The following is a 22,391-nucleotide window of genomic DNA, read 5'->3' on the forward strand; positions in this document are numbered from 1 at the left end:
ATCGGCTTAAGGAATTATGCAGCAATTCAAAGTGTTACAGCGTCCTTTGCTCGTCTGAAAGGATGCGCGGCGCTGAAATGATTCGCGCCAAACAGAAGAAGAAGACTGATGACCAACGATAGCCATGCCGGACACATCATTATCCTGAACGGCGCGCCGCGAAGCGGCAAATCCAGCATTGCGCGCGCAATCCAGGAAGAATTCGAGGGGCCGTGGATCAACCTCGGCGTTGATACCTATAATGCCATGACACCGAAGCGCTACCTGCCCGGCATTGGATTGAGGCCCGGCGGAGAGCGGCCGGATCTCGAAGAACTGGTGCCGTTCTTCTATGCGGCGCTTTATGAATCGATCGCCATCCATGCCGGTTTCGGGCTCAACGTAGTCGCCGATCTTGGCCATCACGACAGCTATTCGCAGCCACTCGGCATTCTCGGCGACTGCGCCCGCCGCCTGGAAGGCTTTTCCGTGCTGTTCGTCGGCGTCAGATGCCCGATCGAAACCATCATGCAGCGGCGCGAGATGAACCAGGAAGGGCGCGAGGCCCTCTACCTGCGTGCTACCGAGGAGACACCTGTGCCGGAACCGGTGCAGCGCTGGCAGGACGAGGTGCACCGCCCCGGCGTCTACGACATGGAGGTCGATACATCAGTGCTGACGGCGCTCGAATGCGTCGAGGCCATCCGCCACCAGCTGAATCTCGGCATCCCAGGACCTTCCGCCTTCGAGAGCCTGGCCGCCCAGCGATAAGCCAAGAACCATTCAAGTAAAGAAAAAAGGCGGGACCCATGGGCGCCCGCCTTTTCTGATTTTATCCGACCTCGATCAGCCTGCCGCGACCGGAGCGCCCCAGCCGCCCCAGACGTAGATGCAGAAGAACAGGAAGAGCCAGACGACGTCGACGAAGTGCCAGTACCAGGCGGCCGCCTCAAAGCCGAAATGCTGTCTCGGGGTAAAGTCGCCGCGCAACGCCCTGATGAGGCAGACCAGCAGGAAGATGGTGCCGACCAGAACGTGGAAGCCGTGGAAGCCGGTCGCCATGAAGAAGGTCGCGCCGTAGATCGAGTTGCGGAACTCGAACGGAGCGTGAGCATATTCATAGGCCTGGACGGAGGAGAAGAGCACACCGAGCAGGACCGTCAGTGTCAGACCCTGGATAAGGCCCTTGCGGTCGTTGTGCAGCAGGGCGTGGTGTGCCCAGGTCACGGTCGTGCCCGAGAGCAGCAGGATGACGGTATTGTAGATCGGCAGGTGCCAGGGATCGAGAACCTCGATGCCCTTTGGCGGCCAGACACCGCCGGTATAGGCAAGGCGCGAAGCCTGGATGGCTTCATGCGGATAGAGGCTGGCGTCGAAATAGGCCCAGAACCAGGCGACGAAGAACATCACTTCCGAAGCGATGAACATGATCATGCCGTAGCGCAGGTGCAGCGACACGACGCGCGTATGAGCACCCTCATGAGCTTCCTTCACCGTGTCGGACCACCAGCCGTACATGACGTAGAAAACGACAGCCAGGCCGATGAAAAAGACCCACGGATGAGCCCATTCGATACCGAAAACGTGCAGCGAGCCGCCGTTCAGGTAGCGCATATAGCCGACGCCGCCAAAGGCCATCAGGAATGCGCCGAGCGAGGCCAGTATCGGCCACGGGCTCGGAGCTATGATGTGATAGTCGTGATTCTTCTGATGAGCATCGGCCATGTCAGATCCCCGGTGTCTTCCTTCTCCGCTTCCGGCAATGCCGGAAACACTCCTCAATCAAAGTTTCTTTTCAGTCTTTTCCGTTCCACCTTCAATCGAAGCCACCGGCTTCGGACCCTCTTTGGGATAGAACGTATACGAAAGCGTGACCGTGTGAATGCTCTTCGATTCAGCGGCCTTGGCAATTTCCGGATCGATATAGAACACGACCGGCATTTCAAGCTTTTCGCCCGGCTTCAGGTCTGTCTCATTAAAGCAGAAACATTGCACCTTGTTGAAATAGGCGCCCGCCTCGCCCGGCGTCACGTTGAAGATCGCCTGGCCGCGCTGGGTTTCGTTGGAACGGTTTTCGGCGATGAAATTGACCTGGATGGTTTCGCCAATCTTCGGATTGACCTCGCGCTCCACCGGCTTGAATTCCCATTGCAGGCCAGGAGCGACGTTGGCGTCGAAGGTGACACGCATCGTTCGGTCAAGAATGACGCTCGAAACCTGATCCACACGCTGCGTCGTGCCGTTATAGCCGGTCACCTGGCAGAAGAGCCGGTAGAGCGGCACGGCAGCATAGCTCATGGCGCCCATACCGACGACGAAGCTCAGGCACATGAAGACGACGGCAGCATTGTTGCGCGGCTTCTTCGGTGCGTTGACAGCGTCGCTCATCCCGTCACCCCCCATGTCCCAGGAACTTGACGATGGTGATGGTGTAGAAAAGGATCACCAGACCGGCGAGCGCGACACCGAGTGCAATGTTGCGATTGCGGCGCGACTTGCGCTGAGCTTCGGTAAGCTTGACCAGCTCCATCAGAACGAGCCTCCTGCATACGAGACCAGCATGGCCACCAGCCGGTCGAGCAACAGCGCGGAGAACACGGCGAAGAGATAGAAGATCGAGAAGCCGAACAGCTTCTTCGCCGGGATCATCTTGAGATCGCCGCCGGGCATGCGCCAGACGGCGATGGAACAGTATATGAACACCGCACCGAGTGCTGCGGCGACGACCCCATAGCCGACGCTGGCAAAGCCGAGGAAGGTCGGCAGTACCGCGCAAATAGCAGTCAGCACGGCATAGGCGACGATCTGATGCTTGGTGGTGCGCTCGCCCGAAACGTTCGGAAGCATCGGCACGCCGACGGCTTCGTAATCCCGCATCTTGAAGAGCGCGAGCGCCCAGAAATGGGCCGGCGTCCATAGGAAGATGATGAGGAAGAGGACCGTGCTTTCGATCGTGACGGAATTGGTTACACAGGCCCAGCCGATCATCGGCGGGAAAGCGCCGGCAGCACCTCCGATGACGATGTTCTGCGGCGTCGAGCGCTTCAGCCACATTGTGTAGACGACGACATAGAAGAAGATCGTGAAGGCGAGGATAAAGGCCGACAGCCAGTTGACCGCAAGGCCGAGGATCCCCACCGAGAAGCAGGAGAGAACGAGGCCGAAGGCCAGCGCTTCTTTGGGCAGGATGCGTCCGGCCGGGATTGGGCGCTTGGCGGTACGGCTCATGACGGCGTCGATGTCGGCGTCATACCACATGTTCAGCGCACCCGACGCGCCTGCGCCAATGGCAATGCAGAGGATGGCGGTCAGGCCGAGGACCGGATTGATGTGACCGGGCGCCAGGACTAGGCCTGCAAAGGCCGTGAAGACCACGAGCGACATGACCCGCGGCTTCAGAAGCTCGAAATAATCGCGTGCGCTAGCTTCCGACAAGCGAAAATCCCCGTCGTTTGCAAGAACCTCGTGATTGTCGATTACCGTCATCATTCCGTCCTGAATAACTCTATTACCAAACGCCGCAGGAGCCTGCGGCGTTTGGAAGTCCCGCATCTTACTTGATGCGCGGGAGCTGCTCCCACTGGTGGTAAGGCGGCGGCGAAGGCAGCTGCCATTCCAGCGTCGTCGCGCCCTCACCCCACGGATTATCGCCGGCGATGCGCTTCCTGGCGAAGGCTTCCCAGACGCCGACGAGGAAAATGATGACGCCGACGAAGGAGATGTAGGAGCCGATCGAGGAAACGTAGTTCCAGCCGGCGAATGCATCCGGATAGTCGATGTAGCGGCGCGGCATTCCGGCGAGGCCGAGGAAGTGCTGCGGGAAGAACACGAGGTTCACACCGATGAACATGACCCAGAAGTGCAGCTTGCCAAGGAACTCGTTGTACATATAGCCGGTCATCTTCGGGAACCAGTAGTACCAGGCAGCGAAGATGGCGAAGACGGCGCCGAGCGACAGAACGTAGTGGAAGTGAGCCACGACGTAGTAGGTGTCATGCAGCGAGCGGTCGAGGCCGGCGTTGGCGAGTTGCACACCCGTCACACCACCGACGGTGAAGAGGAAGATGAAGCCGATCGCCCAGATCATCGGCGTGCGGAAGGTGATAGAGCCACCCCACATCGTTGCGATCCAGGAGAAGATTTTCACACCCGTCGGGACGGCGATGACCATCGTCGCGAAGACGAAGTAGCGCTGTGCGTCGAGCGACAGCCCAACCGTGTACATGTGGTGAGCCCAGACCACGAAGCCGACGGCACCGATGGCGACCATGGCGTAGGCCATGCCGAGGTAACCGAAGACCGGCTTCTTCGAGAAGGTCGACACGATGTGACTGATGATGCCGAAGCCCGGCAGGATCAGGATGTAGACTTCCGGGTGACCGAAGAACCAGAACAGGTGCTGGTAGAGGATCGGGTCGCCGCCACCTTCCGGCGCGAAGAAGGCCGTGCCGAAGTTACGGTCCGTGAGGAGCATGGTGATGGCGCCGGCCAGAACCGGCAGCGACAGCAGGAGCAGGAAGGCGGTGATCAGCACGGCCCAGGCAAAAAGCGGCATCTTGTGCAGCGTCATGCCCGGAGCGCGCATGTTGAGGATCGTGGTGATGAAGTTGATCGCACCGAGGATCGACGATGCGCCGGCGATGTGCAGCGCGAAGATCGCAAGGTCGACCGCCGGGCCAGGGTGACCGCCGACTGCGAGCGGCGGATACATGGTCCAGCCGCCGCCTGCGCCATATGCGCCGGCTGGGCCTTCGACGAACATCGAGATGACCAGGAGCAGGAAGGCCGGAACGATCAGCCAGAAAGAGATGTTGTTCAGACGCGGGAAAGCCATATCCGGCGCGCCGATCATGATCGGCACCATCCAGTTGGCGAAACCGCCGATCATCGCCGGCATGACCATGAAGAAGATCATGATCAGCGCGTGAGCGGTGGTGAAGACATTGAACATGTGCTTGGCGCCGTCGATGGCGGCATCACCTTCGAAGCCGTAGACCATGGAGGCCAGGCCGTGGAAGATCTGAATGCCCGGCTCTTGCAGCTCCATACGCATCGCGACGGAAAGAAGGCCGCCGACGATACCGGCGAAGATCGCGAAGATCAGGTAGAGCGTGCCGATATCCTTGTGGTTCGTCGAGAAGAACCAGCGGTCGGCAAAGCTCGGCGCATGAGAGTGATCGTGATGGTCGTCATGCGCGTGAGCGTCATGAGCGTGGTGATCATGAGAATGATCGTCGTGAGCGGAAGGTCCAGCCATTGTCCGATCCCCTATCTTACTTTGCGACGTTTTCAGCGACATCGACGGTCTTTGCAGGACCATCGGCAGTGGCGATCAGTGTCTTGTAGGCGCCGGGCAAGTCGCTGGCGGCCGTGGTCAGCCACTGCTTGTACTTCTCCTCGGAGACGACGCGGATGGCGATCGGCATGAACGCGTGGTCCTTGCCGCAGAGCTCGGAACACTGGCCGTAGAAGAGGCCTTCGCGCTCGGCGCGGAACCAGGTTTCGTTGAGACGGCCCGGAACGGCGTCGATCTTGATGCCGAAAGACGGCATGGCAAAAGCGTGGATAACGTCGGTCGGCGCGGCAGTGACGAGAACGCGAACGGTCTTGTTGACCGGCAGCACCAGCTCATTGTCGACTGCCAGAAGACGCGGATAGACGGCAAGATCGGCCTTACCCGCAGCAGCGCGATCCGGTTCCTTCAGAAGATAGGAGTCGAAGGCGACAGGCGTTTCGCCCGAGCCTTCATATTCATAGTTCCACTGCCACTGGGTCGCGGTCGCCTTGATGGTCACGTCAGGGTTTTCCGGCAGGGTCAGCTGCGCAGTGAGCAGGTTGAAAGAGGGAACGGCGAGAAAGAGAAGCACGAGGACCGGTCCCACGGTCCAGATGACTTCAATCAGCGTGTTATGGCTCGTCCTGGAGGGAACCGGGTTTGCGGAAGCCCGGAACTTGAAACAGACGACCAGGATGAGAACGAGAACGAACAGCGTGATCGGAACGATGAACCACAGCGTGTATTGTTCGAACCAGTGGATCTCCCGCATTATCGGCGTCGCTGCCGGCTGCAGGGTGGCCTGCCACGGCGTCGGCTGATCGGCATATGTGCCGGAAGCAAAAAGCAGACAGACCAGCGCGGTCAGAGCTGCAAAAGCCTTCTTAATCACCTTGTAATCTCCCTCGAGCGCTGATCTACATCAAATCGGACGCAGAATCCTTGCCATCTTCTGCGCTTCAAACCACAGTTTGGCATCCGCCGCAACAGGCAGAAGCAATTGTCTATGCGGCATTTTTGCTTAAAGACTGCCTCCTCGGCGGCGGCAAAACATTGCAAGCTTTTCATCAGCATACGAAAAACGCGCTTCAGGGCCAATCCGCCTGCCGCACATTCTTTTGGCGACGTCCTATTTCTGCCGCAGTCCCCCGGTTTTCACGGGGCGGGGCTTTTCATTTTCCGTGGGCAGCTTCAACAATAGCGGCAATGATTCGATATCCAGAGGTTTTCATGGGTTTCCGTTCCCTCGCGCGGTCTTTTGTTCTGACCGCAGGCATCGCGACCGCCGCGACGAGCCCCGTTTTCGCTCAACAGACGCCGACGCCCGCGCAGTCGCGTCCTGCCGCGCCTGCTCCGAAGCCCGCCCCGGCACAGCAGCCCGCACCGTCTACGACGCCGAACGTCGAGCAGATGACGCCCGGACAGACACAGCCGGCGGCTCCCGGCACGGTCCGCTCCAACCATGGCGCATGGTCGGTCGTCTGCGACAAGCCGGCAGGCGCTTCGACCGAGCAGTGTGCGCTGATGCAGAATGTCATCGCCGAAGACCGTCCGGAAGTGGGCCTGTCCGTCGTCGTCCTGAAGACGGCCGACCGCAAGTCCAAGATCCTGCGTGTGCTGGCGCCGCTCGGCGTGCTGCTGCCGAACGGCCTCGGCCTCAACGTCGACGGCAAGGATATCGGCCGCGCCTATTTCGTGCGCTGCTTCGCCGATGGCTGCTACGCCGAAGTCGTTCTCGAGGACGAACTTCTCAAGACCTTCCGCAGCGGCGCACAGGCGACCTTCATCGTCTTCCAGACGCCGGAAGAAGGCATCGGCATCCCGGTCGACCTCAAGGGCTTCGCGGAAGGCTACGACGCCCTGCCTTGATTTGGCGGGGCTTGCTCGCGCAACACAACAGACCTACATCGGCTATTGAGCATTCCCGCTCTCCTTGCGGAGCAAAAGACCATGACCAACGATCTCCTGACGCTTTTCGATGCCGATGAGGCGACGATGCGCAAGCATGTCGCTGAAGCGCTTTCCGGCGCCGATGACGGCGAGCTCTTCATCGAGCACGCGCAGGCGGAATCGCTGACCTTCGACAATGGCCGCCTCAAGGGCGGCAGCTTCAATACGGAGCAGGGTTTTGGCCTCCGCGCGGTTGCCGGCGAAGCAGTCGGCTATGCGCATGCGGGCGATCTTTCCGTCTCGGCGCTGAAGCGGGCAACCGATGCGGTCAGCGCCGTGACGCGTGGTTATTCCGGCTCCTATGCGGCAGCACCCCAGCGCACTAACCGCAGGCTCTACACCGACGAAAACCCGATCGGCTCGCCGACCTTCGAGGAGAAGGTGAAGGTGCTGACGGATATCGACGCCTATCTGCGCGGCAAGAATGATAAGGTGCGGCAGGTTACGGCATCGGTCGCGGCAAGCTGGCAGGTGGTCGATATCCTGCGCGCCGACGGCCACCGCGTGCAGGACATCCGGCCGATGACGCGTATCAACATCTCCGTCATGGTGGGCGAAGGCGACCGGCAGGAGAGCGGCTCCTATGGTCAGGGCGGACGCATCGGTTTCGGCGATTTCATCGCAACCGGAAACTGGCAGCACGGCGCCGACGAGGCGCTACGGCAGGCACTTGTCAATCTCGAAGCGATCGATGCGCCGGCGGGCACGATGGATGTGGTGCTCGGCTCCGGCTGGCCGGGCGTCATGCTGCACGAAGCCGTGGGCCATGGCCTCGAAGGTGACTTCAACCGCAAGAAGACGTCCGCATTTGCGGGCCTCCTGGGGCAGATGGTGGCGGCACCGGGCGTGACCGTCGTCGACGACGGCACGATCGACAGCCGCCGCGGCTCGATCACCATCGACGACGAAGGCACACCTTCCGCCTACAACGTGTTGATTGAAAACGGCAAGCTCATCGGTTACATGCAGGACCGGCAGAACGCCCGGCTGATGGGCATGGCGCCGACCGGCAACGGTCGCCGCCAAGGGTATGCGCATGTGCCGATGCCGCGCATGACCAACACCTATATGCTCGGCGGCGACAAGTCGCCGGAAGAGATCATCGCTTCTGTCAAGAAGGGCGTCTACGCTGTCTCCTTCGGCGGCGGTCAGGTGGATATAACGTCAGGCAAGTTCGTGTTCGGCTGCACCGAGGCCTATCTCATCGAAAACGGCAAGATCGGCGCGCCGATCAAAGGTGCCATGCTGATCGGCAACGGCCCGGATGCGATGAAGCGTGTGTCGATGATCGGCAATGACATGAAGCTCGACACCGGTATCGGCAATTGCGGCAAGGCCGGCCAGTGGGTTCCCGTCGGCGTCGGCCAGCCGCATTTGCGCATGGATCAGGTCACCGTCGGCGGCACCCAGGCCTGAGGCGGTGCCGTCATGGTGGAAATCGAAATCAGAACCTTTGTCCCTGACGATGCCGATGACGTGATCTCGGTCATCCTGCCGATCCAGCGTGAAGAATTCGGCATCGACATCACCGCTGACGCACAGCCGGATCTGCGCGTCATTCCCGACTTTTATCAGTCGGGCAAGGGGCAGTTCTGGGTCGCGGTGAAAGACGGCGCCATTGTCGGCACACTCGGCCTCAAGGATATCGGCAATAACCAGGCCGCACTTCGAAAGATGTTCGTTGCCGCCGAAGTGCGCGGGCGCGAACATGGTGTCGCCGCCCGGTTGCTCGATGCCCTCTTTGCGCATGCCGGCGATGTAGGCGTCACCGATATCTTCCTCGGCACGACCGACAAATTCGTCGCCGCACATCGGTTTTATGAAAAGAACGGATTTTCAGAAATTCCAGCGAAGGATCTGCCCCGCGCCTTTCCCCGCATGGCTGTGGACAGCAAGTTCTATCAGCGCAAAGCAGCAGCCCCCTGACTATCCAGCGGATCAGGCTTCCGGCGTGAATTTCCATTTTCGCTCGATTGCAGCAGCAAGATCGATGTTATGACGCCGAGCGAAGAGGAGTACGTGACCGAGGATATCGGCAGTCTCGTCTGCGAGATCGCGCTCCACCTCCTCGGGTGACCGTCCCTTGGCCCGGCCGCGGCCGGTCAGACGGTTCCAGGCCTGGGTCAGTTCACCCATCTCCTCCTGCAATTTCAGCAGGAACCAGTCGGCATCACGCTCGATGTCGTTGGCGGCGGCGTAGGTGGACGATGAGATCTCGAACTGGTCGGCGAGCCGTTGCAGCATGACGTTCTCCTTTTGTTTATGAGGAGAGCGCCGATTCCCGGAAATTGTCCAGAGTGTGGAGATCAGCCCTGGTTCGGCAGGAGCATGCAGTCGTAGGAGCGCTTCTTCAGAGCATCGCAGGCAGACGTCGCGTCTTCCTTGCTCCGGAAGCCGACGAAACGGGCGCGATAAACCGCATTGGCGCCCTTGCCGACAGCTTCCGTGTAAGGTGAGGCGGAAACGAGCGGCGCGCCGGCCTCGGACTGGGCCTGCGCAAGAAGTGCGCGGGCAGCATCGGCGCTCGGGGCGGCCGAGATCTGGATCTGCCAGCCACCTGCCTTGTCGGCTGGTGCCTTGCCGACTGGCGCTTTCGGCGCCTTGCCGGCATTCATGATCTCGTCCATTGCCGCCGGGCGCTCCAGCGGGATAACGCCATCGTCGGCATAACCGAGCGTCTTTGGCGCCGGTGCTGATGCCTCATCCGCAACGCGCGGCGCGCCTACCGGCACCGGAACATCGGCGTCATCCGCGGCCGATGCGACCTCGACCTGCTGCTTCGCATTGATGCTGGCGGTCAGCTTGGCGGCGCCGGAGGCGGCACGTCCCATATAGCGGTCGAACAATCCGGCCATTTTGGCATCACGGCTGCGGGCGGTGCGGCCACCGAGCACTACGCCGACCACGCGGCGGTTACCATCTTTCACGGCGCTGACGATGTTGAAGCCGGAGGCATTCGTATAACCGGTCTTGATGCCATCCATGCCCTGGTAGCGATACATGAGATTGTTGTGGCCGCGGATGGTCCGGCCGCGGAAATTGAAGCTCGCAGTGGAGAAGAGCCGATATTCGCTCGGATAGTTCTTCATCAGCGCCACGGCGAGCGTGGACATGTCACGCGCAGTGGTAACCTGGCGATTGTCCGGCAGGCCGGAAGCATTGACGAAGACCGTGCGGCTCATGCCGAGCTGGCGAGCCTTCTGAGTCATGAGCCTTGCGAAATTACTCTCCGAGCCGCCGAGCTTTTCACCAATGGCGGCAGCGGCATCATTGGCCGACTTGACGATCATGCCATAGACCGCCTCACGCACGGTGATGGTACCGCCCGCCTTTACGCCGAGCTTCGTCGGCGGGCGGGAAGCCGCATATTTCGACATCGTGATCGGCGTATCCCAGGTGAGCTTTCCGCGGTTCAACGCCTCGAAGGTGAGATAAAGGGTCATCATCTTCGTGAGCGAAGCCGGATGGTTGAGCGTATCGCCGTTTTCGGACGCGAGGACCTTACCGGTGCGGGCATCGAGTACGAGGGACGCACTGCCGGCGAAGGCCGCAACGGGTGCAGAAAGAGCCAGCGTCGCAGTCAGAATGGCAACCAAAAGCGTCTTCATGCACTTCCCCTCGAATGTTCCGGCAGTTCAACACGACCGGCATTTTGTCCCGTATTGTGACACATGCCCATAATCTGGCGCGACTTTGAGGCAACGGCCAAGAGTTTTCCAAGCTTTTGTTTCGCTCGGTTAATGGCCGGTAAAAGCACCCTTTTTCCGAGCAGGATTCAGCAAGGTTTAACGGCGGTATTGATAACCTCTGTGACACGAATACCAAGCGGGGTCACGGAAAAAATGGGGCAGTGGAAGCGGCGTCTGAAGCGCATCGCGATCGGCGGCGGTCTGAAAGGGGCGTGGCTGGCGAACGCCGCCGGGCTCATGAAAGAAGCCCGCGGACGCGGTATCATCTTCACCCTCCACCATGTGCGCCCGCACATCGCCCAGCCGTTCGAGCCCAACCGTCATCTCGAAATCACTCCTGAATTTCTGGACGCCGCACTCCGGCGGCTGAAGCGGATCGGCTATCGTTTCGTACCGCTCGATGCGGTGCCTTTCCTCTTGTCAGATCCGCGGGACGATCGCCTGTTCGCCGCTTTCACGCTGGATGACGGGTACCGCAACAATCTGGTCCATGCCCTGCCTGTGTTCGAACGGCATGGCGCACCCTTTACCGTTTTCATAACACAGGGCTTTGCCGAGGGCTCGCACAGCATCTGGTGGGAAACACTGGCACTGCTGTTGAGCAGAGAAAACAGCGTCGAGTTCAACTTCGGCCGCGGCAGAGAGAGACTGCCGCTTGATACGCCCGTCCGCCAATGGGAGGCTTTCGACCGGTTCGCCGCATTCATCCACAGCCAGGATGAAGCCCGTGCCGTTTCCAACGTGGACGCGATGGCGCGACATTATGGCATCGAACCGACGGATATTACCCGCGATCTGGTGATGGGGCCGAAGGACCTGGGGGCGCTTGCGGCAAGTCCGCTTGCCACCCTCGGCGCCCACACGATCAGCCACCGGGCGCTTGCCCGTCTGCCCTGGGCCGAGGCCCGGATCGAGATGGAAATTTCGGCTGACTATATCGAATCGATTACAGGAACTCGTCCCCGGACAATCGCCTATCCCTATGGCTTGCCGGCGACGGCGACCGCCCGCGAAGCGGGCATTGCAGCCGATCTCGGCTTTGCCGTCGCCGTGACGACGCAGCCGGGTTTGCCGGCGGCAGGACAGCTCACTTATATGCCGCGCATTTCGCTCAACGGCTTTTACCAGAAGCCGCGCTATGTCTCGGCGCTGGCTTCCGGCATTCCCTTGAAACTACTTGGAAAATAAGCTCTTTACGGGTACATCCGCACCTTACCCCAGTTTCCCTCGGGCGTCGGCCGGTGAAACTCAATCCGGTCGTGCAGTCTGAATTTCTGGTCTTTCCAGAACTCGATCGAGGTCGGGCGGATCCGGAAACCGGACCAGTAAGACGGCCGCGGAATCTCGCCGACAGCATAGCGCGCCGTATATTCGGCAACGGCTTTTTCCAGTGCGAAGCGGCTTTCGAGCGGCCGCGACTGCTTGGAAGCCCAGGCACCGATACGGCTGCCGCGGGGACGGGTCGCAAAATACGCGTCGGCCTCGGCATCGGTTACAATTTCGACAGGACCGCGGACACGCACTTGACGGCGCAGCGTTTTCCAGTGGAAACACATGGCGGCTTTCTTCTGTCCCAAGATTTCGCGACCTTTCCGGCTCTCGAAATTCGTGTAGAAGACGAATCCGTCGGTATCGAAGCCTTTCAGGAGAACCATGCGGACATTGGGCAGCCCATCTTCATCGACCGTCGCGAGTGCGACAGCATTGGGGTCGTTGACTTCGGAAGCCTCCGCCTCCTTCAGCCATTCCCCGAAGAGCTTGAAGGGCTCTTCGCTTTCGGTAAAGTCACCACCTGTTAACCCGTTTGCCGACATATTAATTCAAATCCCGCGGTTTATGAAAACTGACCCAGCTTTTGACGCTGGGGAAGGATACAGGGTGGAAGTCATAGCAAAGACACATCGCCATACAAAGAGTTCGCTGCGCCGCAGCTTCAGGCTCTCCGTCGTCGGTATCGCGATTCTGTCACTTTCCGGCTGCATGACCGGAGGGTTAGATTTCCTGAGCTCGGCAAAGGTGGATCGTTCAGTTGCGACCGGCACAGTGCCGCAGCCCGCCCCCAGCACGGACACGCTTTCCGACGAGATGACGGTGCGCAACGCCGTGACGTCTGCCGATATCCAGAAGCTCGAGGGACAGCCGCTTCCCTGGGCCAATGCGTCTACCGGCAGTGCCGGCATCATCGACACGATCGTCGAGAATAATGACTCAGGCCAGGTTTGCCGCCAGTTCCGCACCACGCGGCATTCCTATGTCGGCATCGCCAAATTCTATGGCAAGACCTGCCTTGTCGGCGGCGGCAACTGGCAGCTTCTGAGCTTCCAGCCGGAAAGCTGATCCCGTCTGGCCACCTGTTTCGGCGCGATGCGCCCTGACACGTCAGGGTTAATGCGCCGTGCCGATTCGCCTCAATGTTTAGCAAAAGGCTAACCATTCGCGGCGAAACACCCCATATCCAACGTCGGAAATAAGAAGTGATTAGCAACTCTCCCGCACGATCGCCCAACGAGCGGGCTTTCCTGTCGCGAGAGCGGACCGGACGGCGCGCTGTGAGTTGAGATTCGGTTTTCGGGAACGGCCACGAGGAACATGCCTCCCGGATTGCGGCAGCGGCGGTGCGAACTAATGCGTGATCCATACAAGGTCCTGGGCGTCAAGCGCGACGCGGATGCGGACGAAATCAAAGCGGCCTGGCGCAACATGGCCAAGGCCGTGCATCCCGATCACAATCAGGGTGACCCGACGGCGACCGCACGTTTTGCCGAGATCGGCCGCGCCTATGAAACGCTGAAAGATCCGAAGAAGCGCAATCTCTTCGACAGCGCCGCGCGCATGGCGGAAGCCAAGAAGCAGGAACAGACGATCATGCAGCAGCGCCAGGCTGCCCGTGAGGCCGCCGCCCGGGCCAAGGCCGCACAGGCCACTGCCGAGCGCGTGATGGAAGAGCTTGCACGCGCCAATGCCAATGCGCAAAAGGCGGCTGCGGCAGCAGGCGCCAAACAGCAGCGGACAGGCGCAACCGAAGCTGCAGAAGAGATGGTCGAGCGCATTTTTGGCGCGCAGGCACCCCGCGCCGCCGGACCACAGCAACCACACGCCCCGCAGGCGCATTCTCAACAAGCACATTCCCAGCAAGCGCAAGCCAAGCCGCATGCAGCCGAGGCGGCCAGGCAACCGGAACAGGAAACAGCGGAATCAGAAGCCACCAAGGCGGAGGACGAGCAGACGGAGGCCACTACCGGCACTGGCGCCAACATGTCGCTGCCGCTCAGCCTGCTGACCTCGCTCGTGCGCCGCTTCACCGGCGCAGGCCAGCCTGGCCTTGAGAAGGCCCCGGATGAAGTGGCGACCGCGACCGTGACAATCGAAGACATCATGAAGGGAAGCTGGACGACGGTTTCCCTCCCGGAAGGCCGCGAAGTCGGCTTCGCGCTTCCGGCCGGCACGACTGAAGGCCATCAGATCCGGCTCAAGGGTCAGGGATTCAAGCTGCCGGGCATGCAGCGCGGCGACGCCGTCATCAACATCCACATCGCACCCGATCCGCGCTTCACCGTCGATGGTTTCGACGTGCATGCTGTGCTGCCGCTCAACATCGAAAATGCGGTGCTCGGCACCGAGGCCCGTGTTGACGGTCCGCAGGGGCCACTCAATGTGACGGTTCCGGCCTGGTCAGGCTCCGACAAAACGATCCGCATTCCCGACCAGGGCCTGCCCAACGACAGCGGCGGAAAAGGCGATCTCGTCGTTGAGTTGCGTATTATGTTGTGGGAAAAACCCGACGCCAAAGTCACTGATCTCATGCGCAGCATGCGTGAAGGGCTGTTTTTATGAAATTTTGGTGACAATCGCACCCTTTGTTACGATCCCTAACAGTTGATGATCTTGGGCCTGCTTGAACCGATTAACAGCCTATGCCATAGGCAGGATCATCAGAATTCCTAGGGAAGCGAAATATGGCTCAAGCATCCGGCCTCATGGCAGGCAAACGCGGCGTCATCATGGGTGTCGCCAACAATCGTTCGATTGCGTGGGGTATTGCCAAGGCCATTCATGCGCAGGGCGGAGAAGTTGCATTCACCTACCAGGGCGACGCCCTGAAGAAGCGCGTGGAGCCACTGGCCGCCGAAATCGGCGCCGTCATGGTCGGCCATTGTGATGTGAGCGACGAATCCACGATCGACGCCGTTTTCGAGAATGTCGAGAAGCTATGGGGCAAGATCGATTTCATCGTGCACGCCATCGGCTTTTCCGACAAGGACGAGCTGACCGGTCGTTATGTCGATACGACGCCTGACAATTTCGCCAAGACGATGCAGATCTCCGTCTACTCCTTCACCTCGGTCGCTCGCCGCGCCGAGAAGCTAATGACGGAAGGCGGCTCGATGCTCACCCTCACCTATTACGGTGCAGAAAAAGTAATGCCGAATTACAACGTCATGGGCGTTGCCAAGGCTGCGCTCGAAGCCAGCGTCAAGTATCTCGCCGTCGACCTCGGACCGAAGAACATTCGCGTCAACGCCGTTTCGGCAGGCCCGATCAAGACGCTTGCCGCCTCCGGCATCGGCGACTTCCGCTACATCCTCAAGTGGAACGAGTACAATGCGCCGCTGCGCCGCACCGTCACCATCGAGGAAGTGGGCGATGTCGGCCTCTACCTTCTTTCGGACCTGTCTCGTTCGGTGACCGGCGAAGTGCATCACGCCGACAGCGGCTATCATGTCATCGGCATGAAGGCTGTGGACGCGCCTGATATTTCCGTCATCAAGGACTGATCCGTCCTCCCCCAAGCGGAGCCGATCCCCGTGCTCATCTATGTGATCAGACACGGCCAGACCGACTGGAATGCAGAGCGCCGCCTGCAGGGGCAGAAGGATATTCCGATCAACGCGATCGGGCGCGAACAGGCAAGACAGAACGGGATCGCCCTTGCGGCGATCCTGGAATCCCAAGACATGGAATTCGATTTCGTCGCAAGCCCGCTCGGGCGCACGCGGGAGACCATGGAGATCATGCGGTCGGCCATGGGGCTTGCGCCCAAGGATTACCGAACCGACGACCGTCTGGTCGAAGTCTCCTTCGGCGACTGGGAAGGCCATACGCTGAAACAGCTCAGGGCATCGCAGGCCGACCGGGTAACGGAACGCAATATCAACAAGTGGGATTTCATTCCGCCCGGGGAGGATGCGGAAAGCTACGAGATCATGTCGTGGCGGACCGGCGCATGGCTGAATTCGGTCGACCGGCCGACCGTCTGCGTCACCCACGGCGGCGTCATCAGAAGCTTGTTCAAGATCATCTCCAACCTGCCGAAGGACGTCGCCTCCGAAGGCGAAATCCCGCAGGATCGGATTTTGAAGATCGAGACGTCGCAGAGTCTGATCGGCTGGATCTAGGCAAATCGGCTTGGTTGACGATCCCTACTTAACGATATCCAGATCGTTGATGACGCGCTTGCCGTCGACTTCCGTGTAGAAGATCACAACCTTGACCCCGGCTTTGAGGCCCTCGAAATCGAATTCCTCGGGCGCCTGATAGGTCTTGCCGTCATCGAGCGTCAGTACGAGATTGGTCGTGTCGACCTTCTTGATCGTCGCCTCGACATCGGCGCTCTCGGCAAAACTGCTCATCGGCGAAAGAAAATTTGCCGTGGCCAGAAGCGTAGCAATAACGAAACGCATGTCGGCAATTCCTTTGAAACGCTGCCGTTGATATCGAGTGGCCACAGATAAACTCCTGAATATGGCGAAAATTGCCCGGAAGAATGGCTTTCGGCGCCCAATTGATGAATAGGATCTTACGGATAATCAAGAGGCTCGATTAACCGTATTTTTCTCTCCGTTTACGCGATTTAGCAGGCGCGAATGCGCGCAATCGTAAATTAACTCCTGCACCCTAAAGTCAGCGCGAATGTAGGGGTGTGTGATTTGCAATTCCGGCTGAGCAACAGCAAGCAGCTGCGGCGAGTTCTGAAGAATACGCGTGTCTCGCTGCTGGTTTCCGCCCTCGTGGCCATCGTCGTTATTGCCGTCGGCTTTGCACTCGACAGTGCGAATACTGCCGCCTATCTGCGTGAGCTGAAAATCCGTACCGAAAGCCAGACTTACCTGATCCGTGCCCGCATGTCGGCGCAGATCAATATGGACATCACCGCCGTCCGCGACCTTTCCAACCTGATCTCGCTCGGCACGCAGGAGAACGAGGTGGAGTTGGAGCGGCAAATCAACTGGTTGCTGATCCAGAATCCGCATTTCATCCATATTGCGGTCGCGCCTGATTTCATCGTCAAGTCGGTTTATCCGGCGCAATCCGGCAGAGACAGAATCGGCAAGGATGTGCGCGAGCGGCTGTTGGAGCGCATGTCTATCAGCCGCAATACCAACGATCAGTCGGCCCGCTTCTATGGTCCCTTCAAGATGACGGAGGCGGAAAACGCCTTCGCGATCTTCTTCCCTGTTTTCGTCAAGCAGAACGGCCAGCGCCGCATCTGGGGCGCGGTCGAGGTGGTCATCGACCAGAACATGTTCTACGAGGCGACCGGTCTGAAGCCGGCGCGCAACAGCGAAAACCAGGAGCGCTATCCGCATCTCGACCACCTCTCTATCGCTGTGCGCGACATCGGCACTCCGGACGAAACTGCGGCGCCCTTTTTCGGCCCATCCAATATCTACGAGAAGGATCCACTCCGGCGCAAAATCAGTTTCGCGGGCGGACGGTGGGAACTGGCAGCCGTGCCGAAGGGCGGCTGGCACGCCATTCCTGATAATCAGCCTGAACTGCGGCTGATCATCGTCGCTGCGGGCTGCGTCATCATCATCCCGATCTTCTTCGCCATATGGCTGCTCGGTGAACGCAACCGCAACATCGCGCAGCTCGAGACCCGCGAGGGCAAGCTTCTGGAACTGTCGCAGCGCCTGAACTTGGCGCTTGAATCCTCCCGGATCGGCATATGGGAGCTGCAGGAAAACGCCACCAGCCTTGCCTGGGATTCACGCGCATCCGCCCTTCACGGGCTCAAAGCGATCGAGGGCAACCAACCACTGGATGTGTTGCTTTCGACGATCGTGCCCGAAGACCGCGAAATCGCCGAGGTTCACTTCTTCGGTTGCAGCATCGCCGGAGAAGCCTGCACCACGCAATACAGGGTGATGCGGGAAGAGGGTCGGATCCGCCATCTGCGCTCCATCGGCGCCTTCTATACGGATGCCGGCGGCACAGGAAAGACGATCGGCATCGTCTGGGATGTCACGGCCGACGTGGAAGTCACCAATACGCTTCGTCTCGCCAAGGAAACGAGCGAGCTCAAGAATGCCGAGCTGGAACTCGCGCTGGCAGAACTTTCGAGCCGCGAGGCGGAGCTTGCCGAACTCTCCGGCAAGCTCGATCTGGCGCTCGATTCCTATCAATGCGGCATCTGGGAGGCAGTTCTCGGCAAGCGCGGTTCGATCTGGGACGAGCGCATGCAAGAGCTCTACGGGTTGAAGCAGAGCAATGCCTTCGTGACCGAAGAGGCCTGGCTCTCCCGCATCCATCCCGATGATCGCGGGCTGGCGCTCGAAAGCGCCCGGCATTTCAAGCGACTCGGAGACACGCATACGCTTGTCGTCCGCGTGCCGGACGAGAATGGCGGCCTGCGCTACGTGCGTTCCGTGGGCAAGGTGCACCGCACGCCGACCGGCGAGATGAAAATCATCGGCATCGCCTTCGATTCGACCGAAGACGCTTTGATGACGCTGCGCCTCAAGGCCGCGAAGGACGAGGCGATCGCCAAGAACGTCGAACTGGAGCTTGCCAAGAACAGGATCGAGCACAACTCCTTGCACGACCCGCTCACCTCGCTCGCCAACCGCCGCAAGCTCGATATCGCGCTGGAAAACCTTACCGATGCCGGCCGCGGCGAGCCGCAGACATTCGCGATCCTGCATATCGATCTCGACCGGTTCAAGGAAATCAACGATACGCTGGGACATGCCGCCGGCGATGCGATGCTGGTACATGCTTCACGCGTGCTTTCCAGAAACCTGCGCGACAGCGATGTCGTTGCGCGTATCGGCGGCGATGAGTTCGTCATCCTCTCCTTCGACGTAGGCGACAAGGAAATGGCGGAGCTCGCCGGCCGCGTCGTCGAGGAAATGCGCCAGCCGATCGATTTCCAGGGCTTCTCCTGCCGCTGCGGCGTATCGATCGGCATTGCGCTGGCGAGCGGCATTCATGTCGATGCGCGCAAAGTGCTGATCAATGCCGACATCGCGCTCTATCGCGCCAAGAGCCTTGGCCGCAACCGCTTCGAATTCTTCAACCATAATCTGCAAGCCGACATCATCAACAACAAGCGCACGGCCGATGAGATCCTCGCGGGCATCGACAATGGCGAGTTCACGGCCTGGTATCAGCCGCAGTTTTGCGCACGCTCGATGAAGCTGACGGGGGTCGAGGCTCTGGTGCGCTGGCGCCATCCCTCCAGGGGCTTGCTCACGCCGGACAAATTCCTGCGTATTGCCGATGAGATCAATGTCGTACAGACGCTCGACCGCATCGTTCTGGAGACGGCGCTGCGCGACAAGATGCGGTGGGCGGCACAGGGCGTTTCCGTCCCAAAAGTCTCCGTCAACGTTTCGGCGCGGCGCCTGCATGATGGCAGCCTCCTGGAATCGTTGACCGACCTGCAAATCCGCCCCGGCGAAATTTCCTTCGAACTGGTGGAATCCATTTTTCTCGACGAAAGCGAGGACGTGGTCTCGCAGAACCTCGAACGGATCAAGGCGCTTGGTATCGACATCGAAATCGACGATTTCGGCACCGGCCACACCTCGATCGTATCGCTGCTGAAGCTCAAGCCGAAACGGCTCAAGATCGACCGGCAGCTCGTCCAGCCGATCGTCGCCTCCTCGCAGGAGCGCGCGCTCGTCAGCTCGATCATCGAGATCGCCCGTTCGCTCGGCGTGGAGACGGTGGCCGAGGGCGTCGAGACGCTTGATCATGCCGAACTGCTGCGCGATCTCGGCTGCGATGTCCTGCAAGGCTATGCCTTTGCACGTCCCCTCTCCTTCGACGATTTCGCCATCGAGGCGCGCGGAACCGCCTGGCTGCTGGCATCGTAGCTGAAGGCGAGCCTGTCGTCGTTCGTCAATACGGAAATACCATTTTCCCGATCGCACCATCCGGCGCAAAGAAAGGCTTTTGCCTGAACTGTTTTTTGGCCTATGAGTGTCGCGCCTTTTGAGTAATGGCGCGGCCGACGACACCGGTTCCGCGCATCCGGCGGGAACACATGTCGCACAATACATTCGGTCATCTCTTCCGTGTAACTACCTGGGGCGAAAGCCACGGGCCAGCACTCGGCGCCGTCGTCGACGGATGCCCTCCGGGGCTGCGCTTCAAGCTTGAGGACCTGCAGGTCTGGCTCGATAAGCGCAAACCAGGCCAGAGCCGTTTCGTCACCCAGCGGCGCGAAGACGACCTGGTAAAGGTTCTCTCGGGCGTGATGATGGACGCCGACGGCGAGACGATGGTCACGACGGGAACGCCGATCTCCATGCTGATCGAAAATACCGACCAGCGCTCCAAGGATTATGGCGAGATCGCCCGGCAATATCGCCCCGGCCATGCCGACTATAGCTATGACGTGAAATACGGCATACGCGATTATCGCGGCGGCGGCCGTTCCTCGGCGCGCGAGACGGCGGCGCGGGTTGCGGCCGGGGGCATCGCCCGGCTCGTCGTGCCTGGCGTGACGATCCGCGGCGCGCTGGTGCAGATCGGAAAGTACAAGATCAATCGCGCCAACTGGGATTGGGATCAGGTCGGGCAAAACCCGTTCTTCTCACCCGATGCCGAGATCGTGCCGGTCTGGGAAGAATATCTCGACGGCATCCGCAAGGCCGGCTCGTCCATCGGCGCCGTCATCGAGGTGATTGCCGATGGTGTCCCGGCGGGCTTGGGTGCGCCGATCTACAGCAAGCTCGACCAGGATATCGCTTCGCTGCTGATGTCGATCAACGCAGTCAAGGGCGTCGAGATCGGCAACGGCTTTGCCGCCGCCGAGACGAGCGGCGAAGACAACGCCGACGAGATGCGCATGGGCAATGACGGCGAGCCCATCTTCCTGTCCAACAATGCCGGCGGCATCCTTGGCGGCATTTCGACCGGCCAGCCGGTCGTCGCCCGCTTCGCTGTCAAGCCGACCTCTTCCATTCTCACCGAGCGGCAGTCGATCGATGCCGACGGCAAGAATGTCGATATCCGCACCAAAGGCCGTCATGACCCTTGCGTCGGCATCCGCGCCGTGCCGATCGGCGAGGCGATGATCGCCTGCGCCATTGCCGACCACTATCTTCGCGACCGCGGCCAGACCGGCCGGCTGAAATAGGAATTGTCTCATGTCGTATGATCAGAAGCGCGTTGTCGATGCTATCAGGGCTTTCGAAGCCGGCGAGATCGTTGTCGTCATGGATGACAATGATCGTGAAAACGAGGGCGACCTGATCGTCGCCGCCGTGCATGCGACCCCCGAAAAGATGGCCTTCATCGTGCGCCACACGTCAGGCATCGTCTGCGCGCCGATGCCGAGGGAAGAGGCGAAGCGCCTTAACCTCAACGCCATGGTGGCGGAAAACGATTCCGCCCATACGACCGCCTTCACCGTTTCCGTCGACTTCAAGCACGGCACGACCACGGGCATTTCTGCCGACGACCGCACGCTGACGGTGCGCAACCTTGCGAACCCGAACGTCGGCGCGTCGGATTTCGTCCGCCCCGGTCACATTTTCCCGCTGGTCTCCCGCGAAGGCGGCGTGTTAATGCGTTCCGGCCATACGGAAGCAGCGGTCGATCTTTGCAGGCTTGCCGGCCTGCCGCCGATCGGAGTCATCTCTGAACTCGTCAATGACGACGGAACAGTAACACGCGGTCCGCAGGTCGTGGATTTCGCCGAGCAGCACGGGCTGAAGCTTCTGTCGGTTGCCGACCTCATCGCCTATCGCCAGCGCAAGGAAACGCTGATCGAGCTCGGATCGAGCTTCGATATCGAGACGCCATTCGGCAAGGCCAAGGCTCATACTTACTCCCTGCCCTGGGATCCGATGCAGCATCTTGCCGTCGTCTTTGGCGACATCAGGGACGGTGTCGATATTCCGGTGCGCCTGCATCCGGAAAACGTCGCCGACGACCTGTTCGGCAAGCGCAAGCCCGTCGATTTTTATATGAAGAAGATCGCCGAGGAGGGCCGCGGCATCATCGTCTATCTGCGCGAAGGCTCTGTCGGAGTCGGCCATTACGACAATGGCCGCAAGGCGCGCGGGCAGGGCCGCGAGGCTCATGCAGAAGCACAAACGCGCGACAGCGAATGGCTGGAGATCGGCCTCGGTGCGCAGATCCTTAGAGATCTCGGTGTCGGCTCGATCAAGCTCCTGACCAGTCGCGAGCGGCATTATGTCGGCCTGGAAGGCTTCGGGATCAAGATTTCCAGAACCGAAATTTGCTGACCAGCTTTCCTTCTC

The 22,391-nt window shown here is 60.3% G+C and carries 22 protein-coding genes; 12 read left to right on the forward strand and 10 right to left on the reverse strand.

The window, feature by feature from the left end; all coding sequences use genetic code 11:
* Nucleotides 1-108 precede the first annotated feature (108 nt).
* Nucleotides 109-750 (forward strand): chloramphenicol phosphotransferase CPT family protein, encoded by a 642-nt coding sequence (locus JNB85_RS28970; RefSeq protein WP_220337851.1) that lies wholly within the window; start codon nt 109-111, stop codon nt 748-750.
* Nucleotides 751-825: 75 nt separating this feature from the next.
* Here the strand turns inward: JNB85_RS28970 and JNB85_RS28975 are convergent, their stop codons facing one another.
* The 6 genes from JNB85_RS28975 to coxB form a co-directional block, all read right to left on the reverse strand.
* A complete protein-coding gene (locus JNB85_RS28975; RefSeq protein WP_220337852.1) occupies nt 826-1,704 on the reverse strand; it encodes a cytochrome c oxidase subunit 3 in 879 nt (292 codons plus the stop codon).
* A gap of 57 nt (nt 1,705-1,761) precedes the next feature.
* Nucleotides 1,762-2,367, reverse strand: a complete 606-nt coding sequence (locus JNB85_RS28980) for a cytochrome c oxidase assembly protein (protein ID WP_220337853.1) — start codon at nt 2,365-2,367, stop codon at nt 1,762-1,764.
* A gap of 4 nt (nt 2,368-2,371) precedes the next feature.
* The gene (locus JNB85_RS28985; protein ID WP_183822791.1) at nt 2,372-2,509 is read right to left on the reverse strand and encodes a hypothetical protein; all 138 of its coding nucleotides are present in this window, start codon (nt 2,507-2,509) and stop codon (nt 2,372-2,374) included.
* A complete protein-coding gene (locus JNB85_RS28990; protein WP_220337854.1) occupies nt 2,509-3,465 on the reverse strand; it encodes a heme o synthase in 957 nt (318 codons plus the stop codon). Before JNB85_RS28990 ends, JNB85_RS28985 begins: the two co-directional genes overlap by 1 nt.
* A gap of 67 nt (nt 3,466-3,532) precedes the next feature.
* Nucleotides 3,533-5,236 carry a cytochrome c oxidase subunit I gene (ctaD, locus tag JNB85_RS28995; protein WP_220337855.1) on the reverse strand — a complete coding sequence of 568 codons (1,704 nt, stop codon included), beginning with the start codon at nt 5,234-5,236 and terminating at the stop codon, nt 3,533-3,535.
* Nucleotides 5,237-5,252: 16 nt separating this feature from the next.
* Complete coding sequence (gene coxB / locus JNB85_RS29000) at nt 5,253-6,146, reverse strand: cytochrome c oxidase subunit II (protein ID WP_220337856.1); 894 nt, start codon at nt 6,144-6,146, stop codon at nt 5,253-5,255.
* Between the two features lie 314 nt (nt 6,147-6,460).
* Between coxB and JNB85_RS29005 the strand changes: the two genes are divergently transcribed.
* From JNB85_RS29005 to JNB85_RS29015, 3 genes are all read left to right on the forward strand, one after another.
* Nucleotides 6,461-7,123, forward strand: coding sequence for an invasion associated locus B family protein (locus JNB85_RS29005; RefSeq protein ID WP_220337857.1), 663 nt, complete (start codon nt 6,461-6,463; stop codon nt 7,121-7,123).
* An 81-nt stretch (nt 7,124-7,204) separates the two neighbouring features.
* A complete protein-coding gene (gene tldD, locus JNB85_RS29010) occupies nt 7,205-8,620 on the forward strand; it encodes a metalloprotease TldD (RefSeq protein WP_220337858.1) in 1,416 nt (471 codons plus the stop codon).
* A gap of 12 nt (nt 8,621-8,632) precedes the next feature.
* Nucleotides 8,633-9,130, forward strand: coding sequence for a GNAT family N-acetyltransferase (locus JNB85_RS29015; protein ID WP_220337859.1), 498 nt, complete (start codon nt 8,633-8,635; stop codon nt 9,128-9,130).
* Nucleotides 9,131-9,142: 12 nt separating this feature from the next.
* Here the strand turns inward: JNB85_RS29015 and JNB85_RS29020 are convergent, their stop codons facing one another.
* Together JNB85_RS29020 and JNB85_RS29025 are read right to left on the reverse strand one after the other, a co-directional pair.
* Nucleotides 9,143-9,448 carry a nucleoside triphosphate pyrophosphohydrolase family protein gene (locus JNB85_RS29020; protein ID WP_220337860.1) on the reverse strand — a complete coding sequence of 102 codons (306 nt, stop codon included), beginning with the start codon at nt 9,446-9,448 and terminating at the stop codon, nt 9,143-9,145.
* A 62-nt stretch (nt 9,449-9,510) separates the two neighbouring features.
* Nucleotides 9,511-10,812: a D-alanyl-D-alanine carboxypeptidase family protein gene (locus JNB85_RS29025; protein ID WP_220337861.1), complete on the reverse strand. Its 1,302-nt coding sequence runs from the start codon at nt 10,810-10,812 to the stop codon at nt 9,511-9,513.
* A gap of 234 nt (nt 10,813-11,046) precedes the next feature.
* Between JNB85_RS29025 and JNB85_RS29030 the strand changes: the two genes are divergently transcribed.
* Nucleotides 11,047-12,081, forward strand: a complete 1,035-nt coding sequence (locus JNB85_RS29030; RefSeq protein ID WP_220337862.1) for a polysaccharide deacetylase family protein — start codon at nt 11,047-11,049, stop codon at nt 12,079-12,081.
* Between the two features lie 5 nt (nt 12,082-12,086).
* Here JNB85_RS29030 and pdxH read toward each other — a convergent pair whose 3' ends face one another.
* Nucleotides 12,087-12,707, reverse strand: coding sequence for a pyridoxamine 5'-phosphate oxidase (gene pdxH / locus JNB85_RS29035; protein WP_220337863.1), 621 nt, complete (start codon nt 12,705-12,707; stop codon nt 12,087-12,089).
* A 64-nt stretch (nt 12,708-12,771) separates the two neighbouring features.
* On the opposite strand from pdxH, the gene JNB85_RS29040 reads away from it, so the two are divergent.
* The 4 genes from JNB85_RS29040 to JNB85_RS29055 all read left to right on the forward strand — a co-directional run bounded on the left by JNB85_RS29040 (nt 12,772) and on the right by JNB85_RS29055 (nt 16,289).
* A complete protein-coding gene (locus tag JNB85_RS29040; protein WP_220337864.1) occupies nt 12,772-13,230 on the forward strand; it encodes an RT0821/Lpp0805 family surface protein in 459 nt (152 codons plus the stop codon).
* Nucleotides 13,231-13,518: 288 nt separating this feature from the next.
* On the forward strand, nt 13,519-14,727 hold the full coding sequence (locus JNB85_RS29045) for a DnaJ C-terminal domain-containing protein (protein WP_220337865.1): 1,209 nt from the start codon (nt 13,519-13,521) through the stop codon (nt 14,725-14,727).
* 122 nt (nt 14,728-14,849) lie between these two features.
* Nucleotides 14,850-15,668, forward strand: coding sequence for an enoyl-ACP reductase FabI (fabI, locus tag JNB85_RS29050; protein ID WP_112573377.1), 819 nt, complete (start codon nt 14,850-14,852; stop codon nt 15,666-15,668).
* Between the two features lie 30 nt (nt 15,669-15,698).
* Nucleotides 15,699-16,289: a histidine phosphatase family protein gene (locus JNB85_RS29055; RefSeq protein WP_220337866.1), complete on the forward strand. Its 591-nt coding sequence runs from the start codon at nt 15,699-15,701 to the stop codon at nt 16,287-16,289.
* 24 nt (nt 16,290-16,313) lie between these two features.
* Here JNB85_RS29055 and JNB85_RS29060 read toward each other — a convergent pair whose 3' ends face one another.
* Nucleotides 16,314-16,574 carry a DUF1344 domain-containing protein gene (locus JNB85_RS29060; protein ID WP_112542941.1) on the reverse strand — a complete coding sequence of 87 codons (261 nt, stop codon included), beginning with the start codon at nt 16,572-16,574 and terminating at the stop codon, nt 16,314-16,316.
* Between the two features lie 246 nt (nt 16,575-16,820).
* On the opposite strand from JNB85_RS29060, the gene JNB85_RS29065 reads away from it, so the two are divergent.
* The 3 genes from JNB85_RS29065 (at nt 16,821) to ribB (ending at nt 22,376) form a co-directional block, all read left to right on the forward strand.
* Complete coding sequence (locus tag JNB85_RS29065; RefSeq protein ID WP_220337867.1) at nt 16,821-19,994, forward strand: bifunctional diguanylate cyclase/phosphodiesterase; 3,174 nt, start codon at nt 16,821-16,823, stop codon at nt 19,992-19,994.
* A 170-nt stretch (nt 19,995-20,164) separates the two neighbouring features.
* Complete coding sequence (gene aroC, locus JNB85_RS29070; RefSeq protein ID WP_220337868.1) at nt 20,165-21,262, forward strand: chorismate synthase; 1,098 nt, start codon at nt 20,165-20,167, stop codon at nt 21,260-21,262.
* A gap of 10 nt (nt 21,263-21,272) precedes the next feature.
* Complete coding sequence (gene ribB, locus JNB85_RS29075) at nt 21,273-22,376, forward strand: 3,4-dihydroxy-2-butanone-4-phosphate synthase (protein WP_220337869.1); 1,104 nt, start codon at nt 21,273-21,275, stop codon at nt 22,374-22,376.
* Nucleotides 22,377-22,391: the final 15 nt, after the last annotated feature.

It is taken from the genome of Rhizobium mesosinicum (assembly GCF_019511345.1).
In the GTDB taxonomy this organism is placed as follows: domain Bacteria; phylum Pseudomonadota; class Alphaproteobacteria; order Rhizobiales; family Rhizobiaceae; genus Rhizobium; species Rhizobium mesosinicum.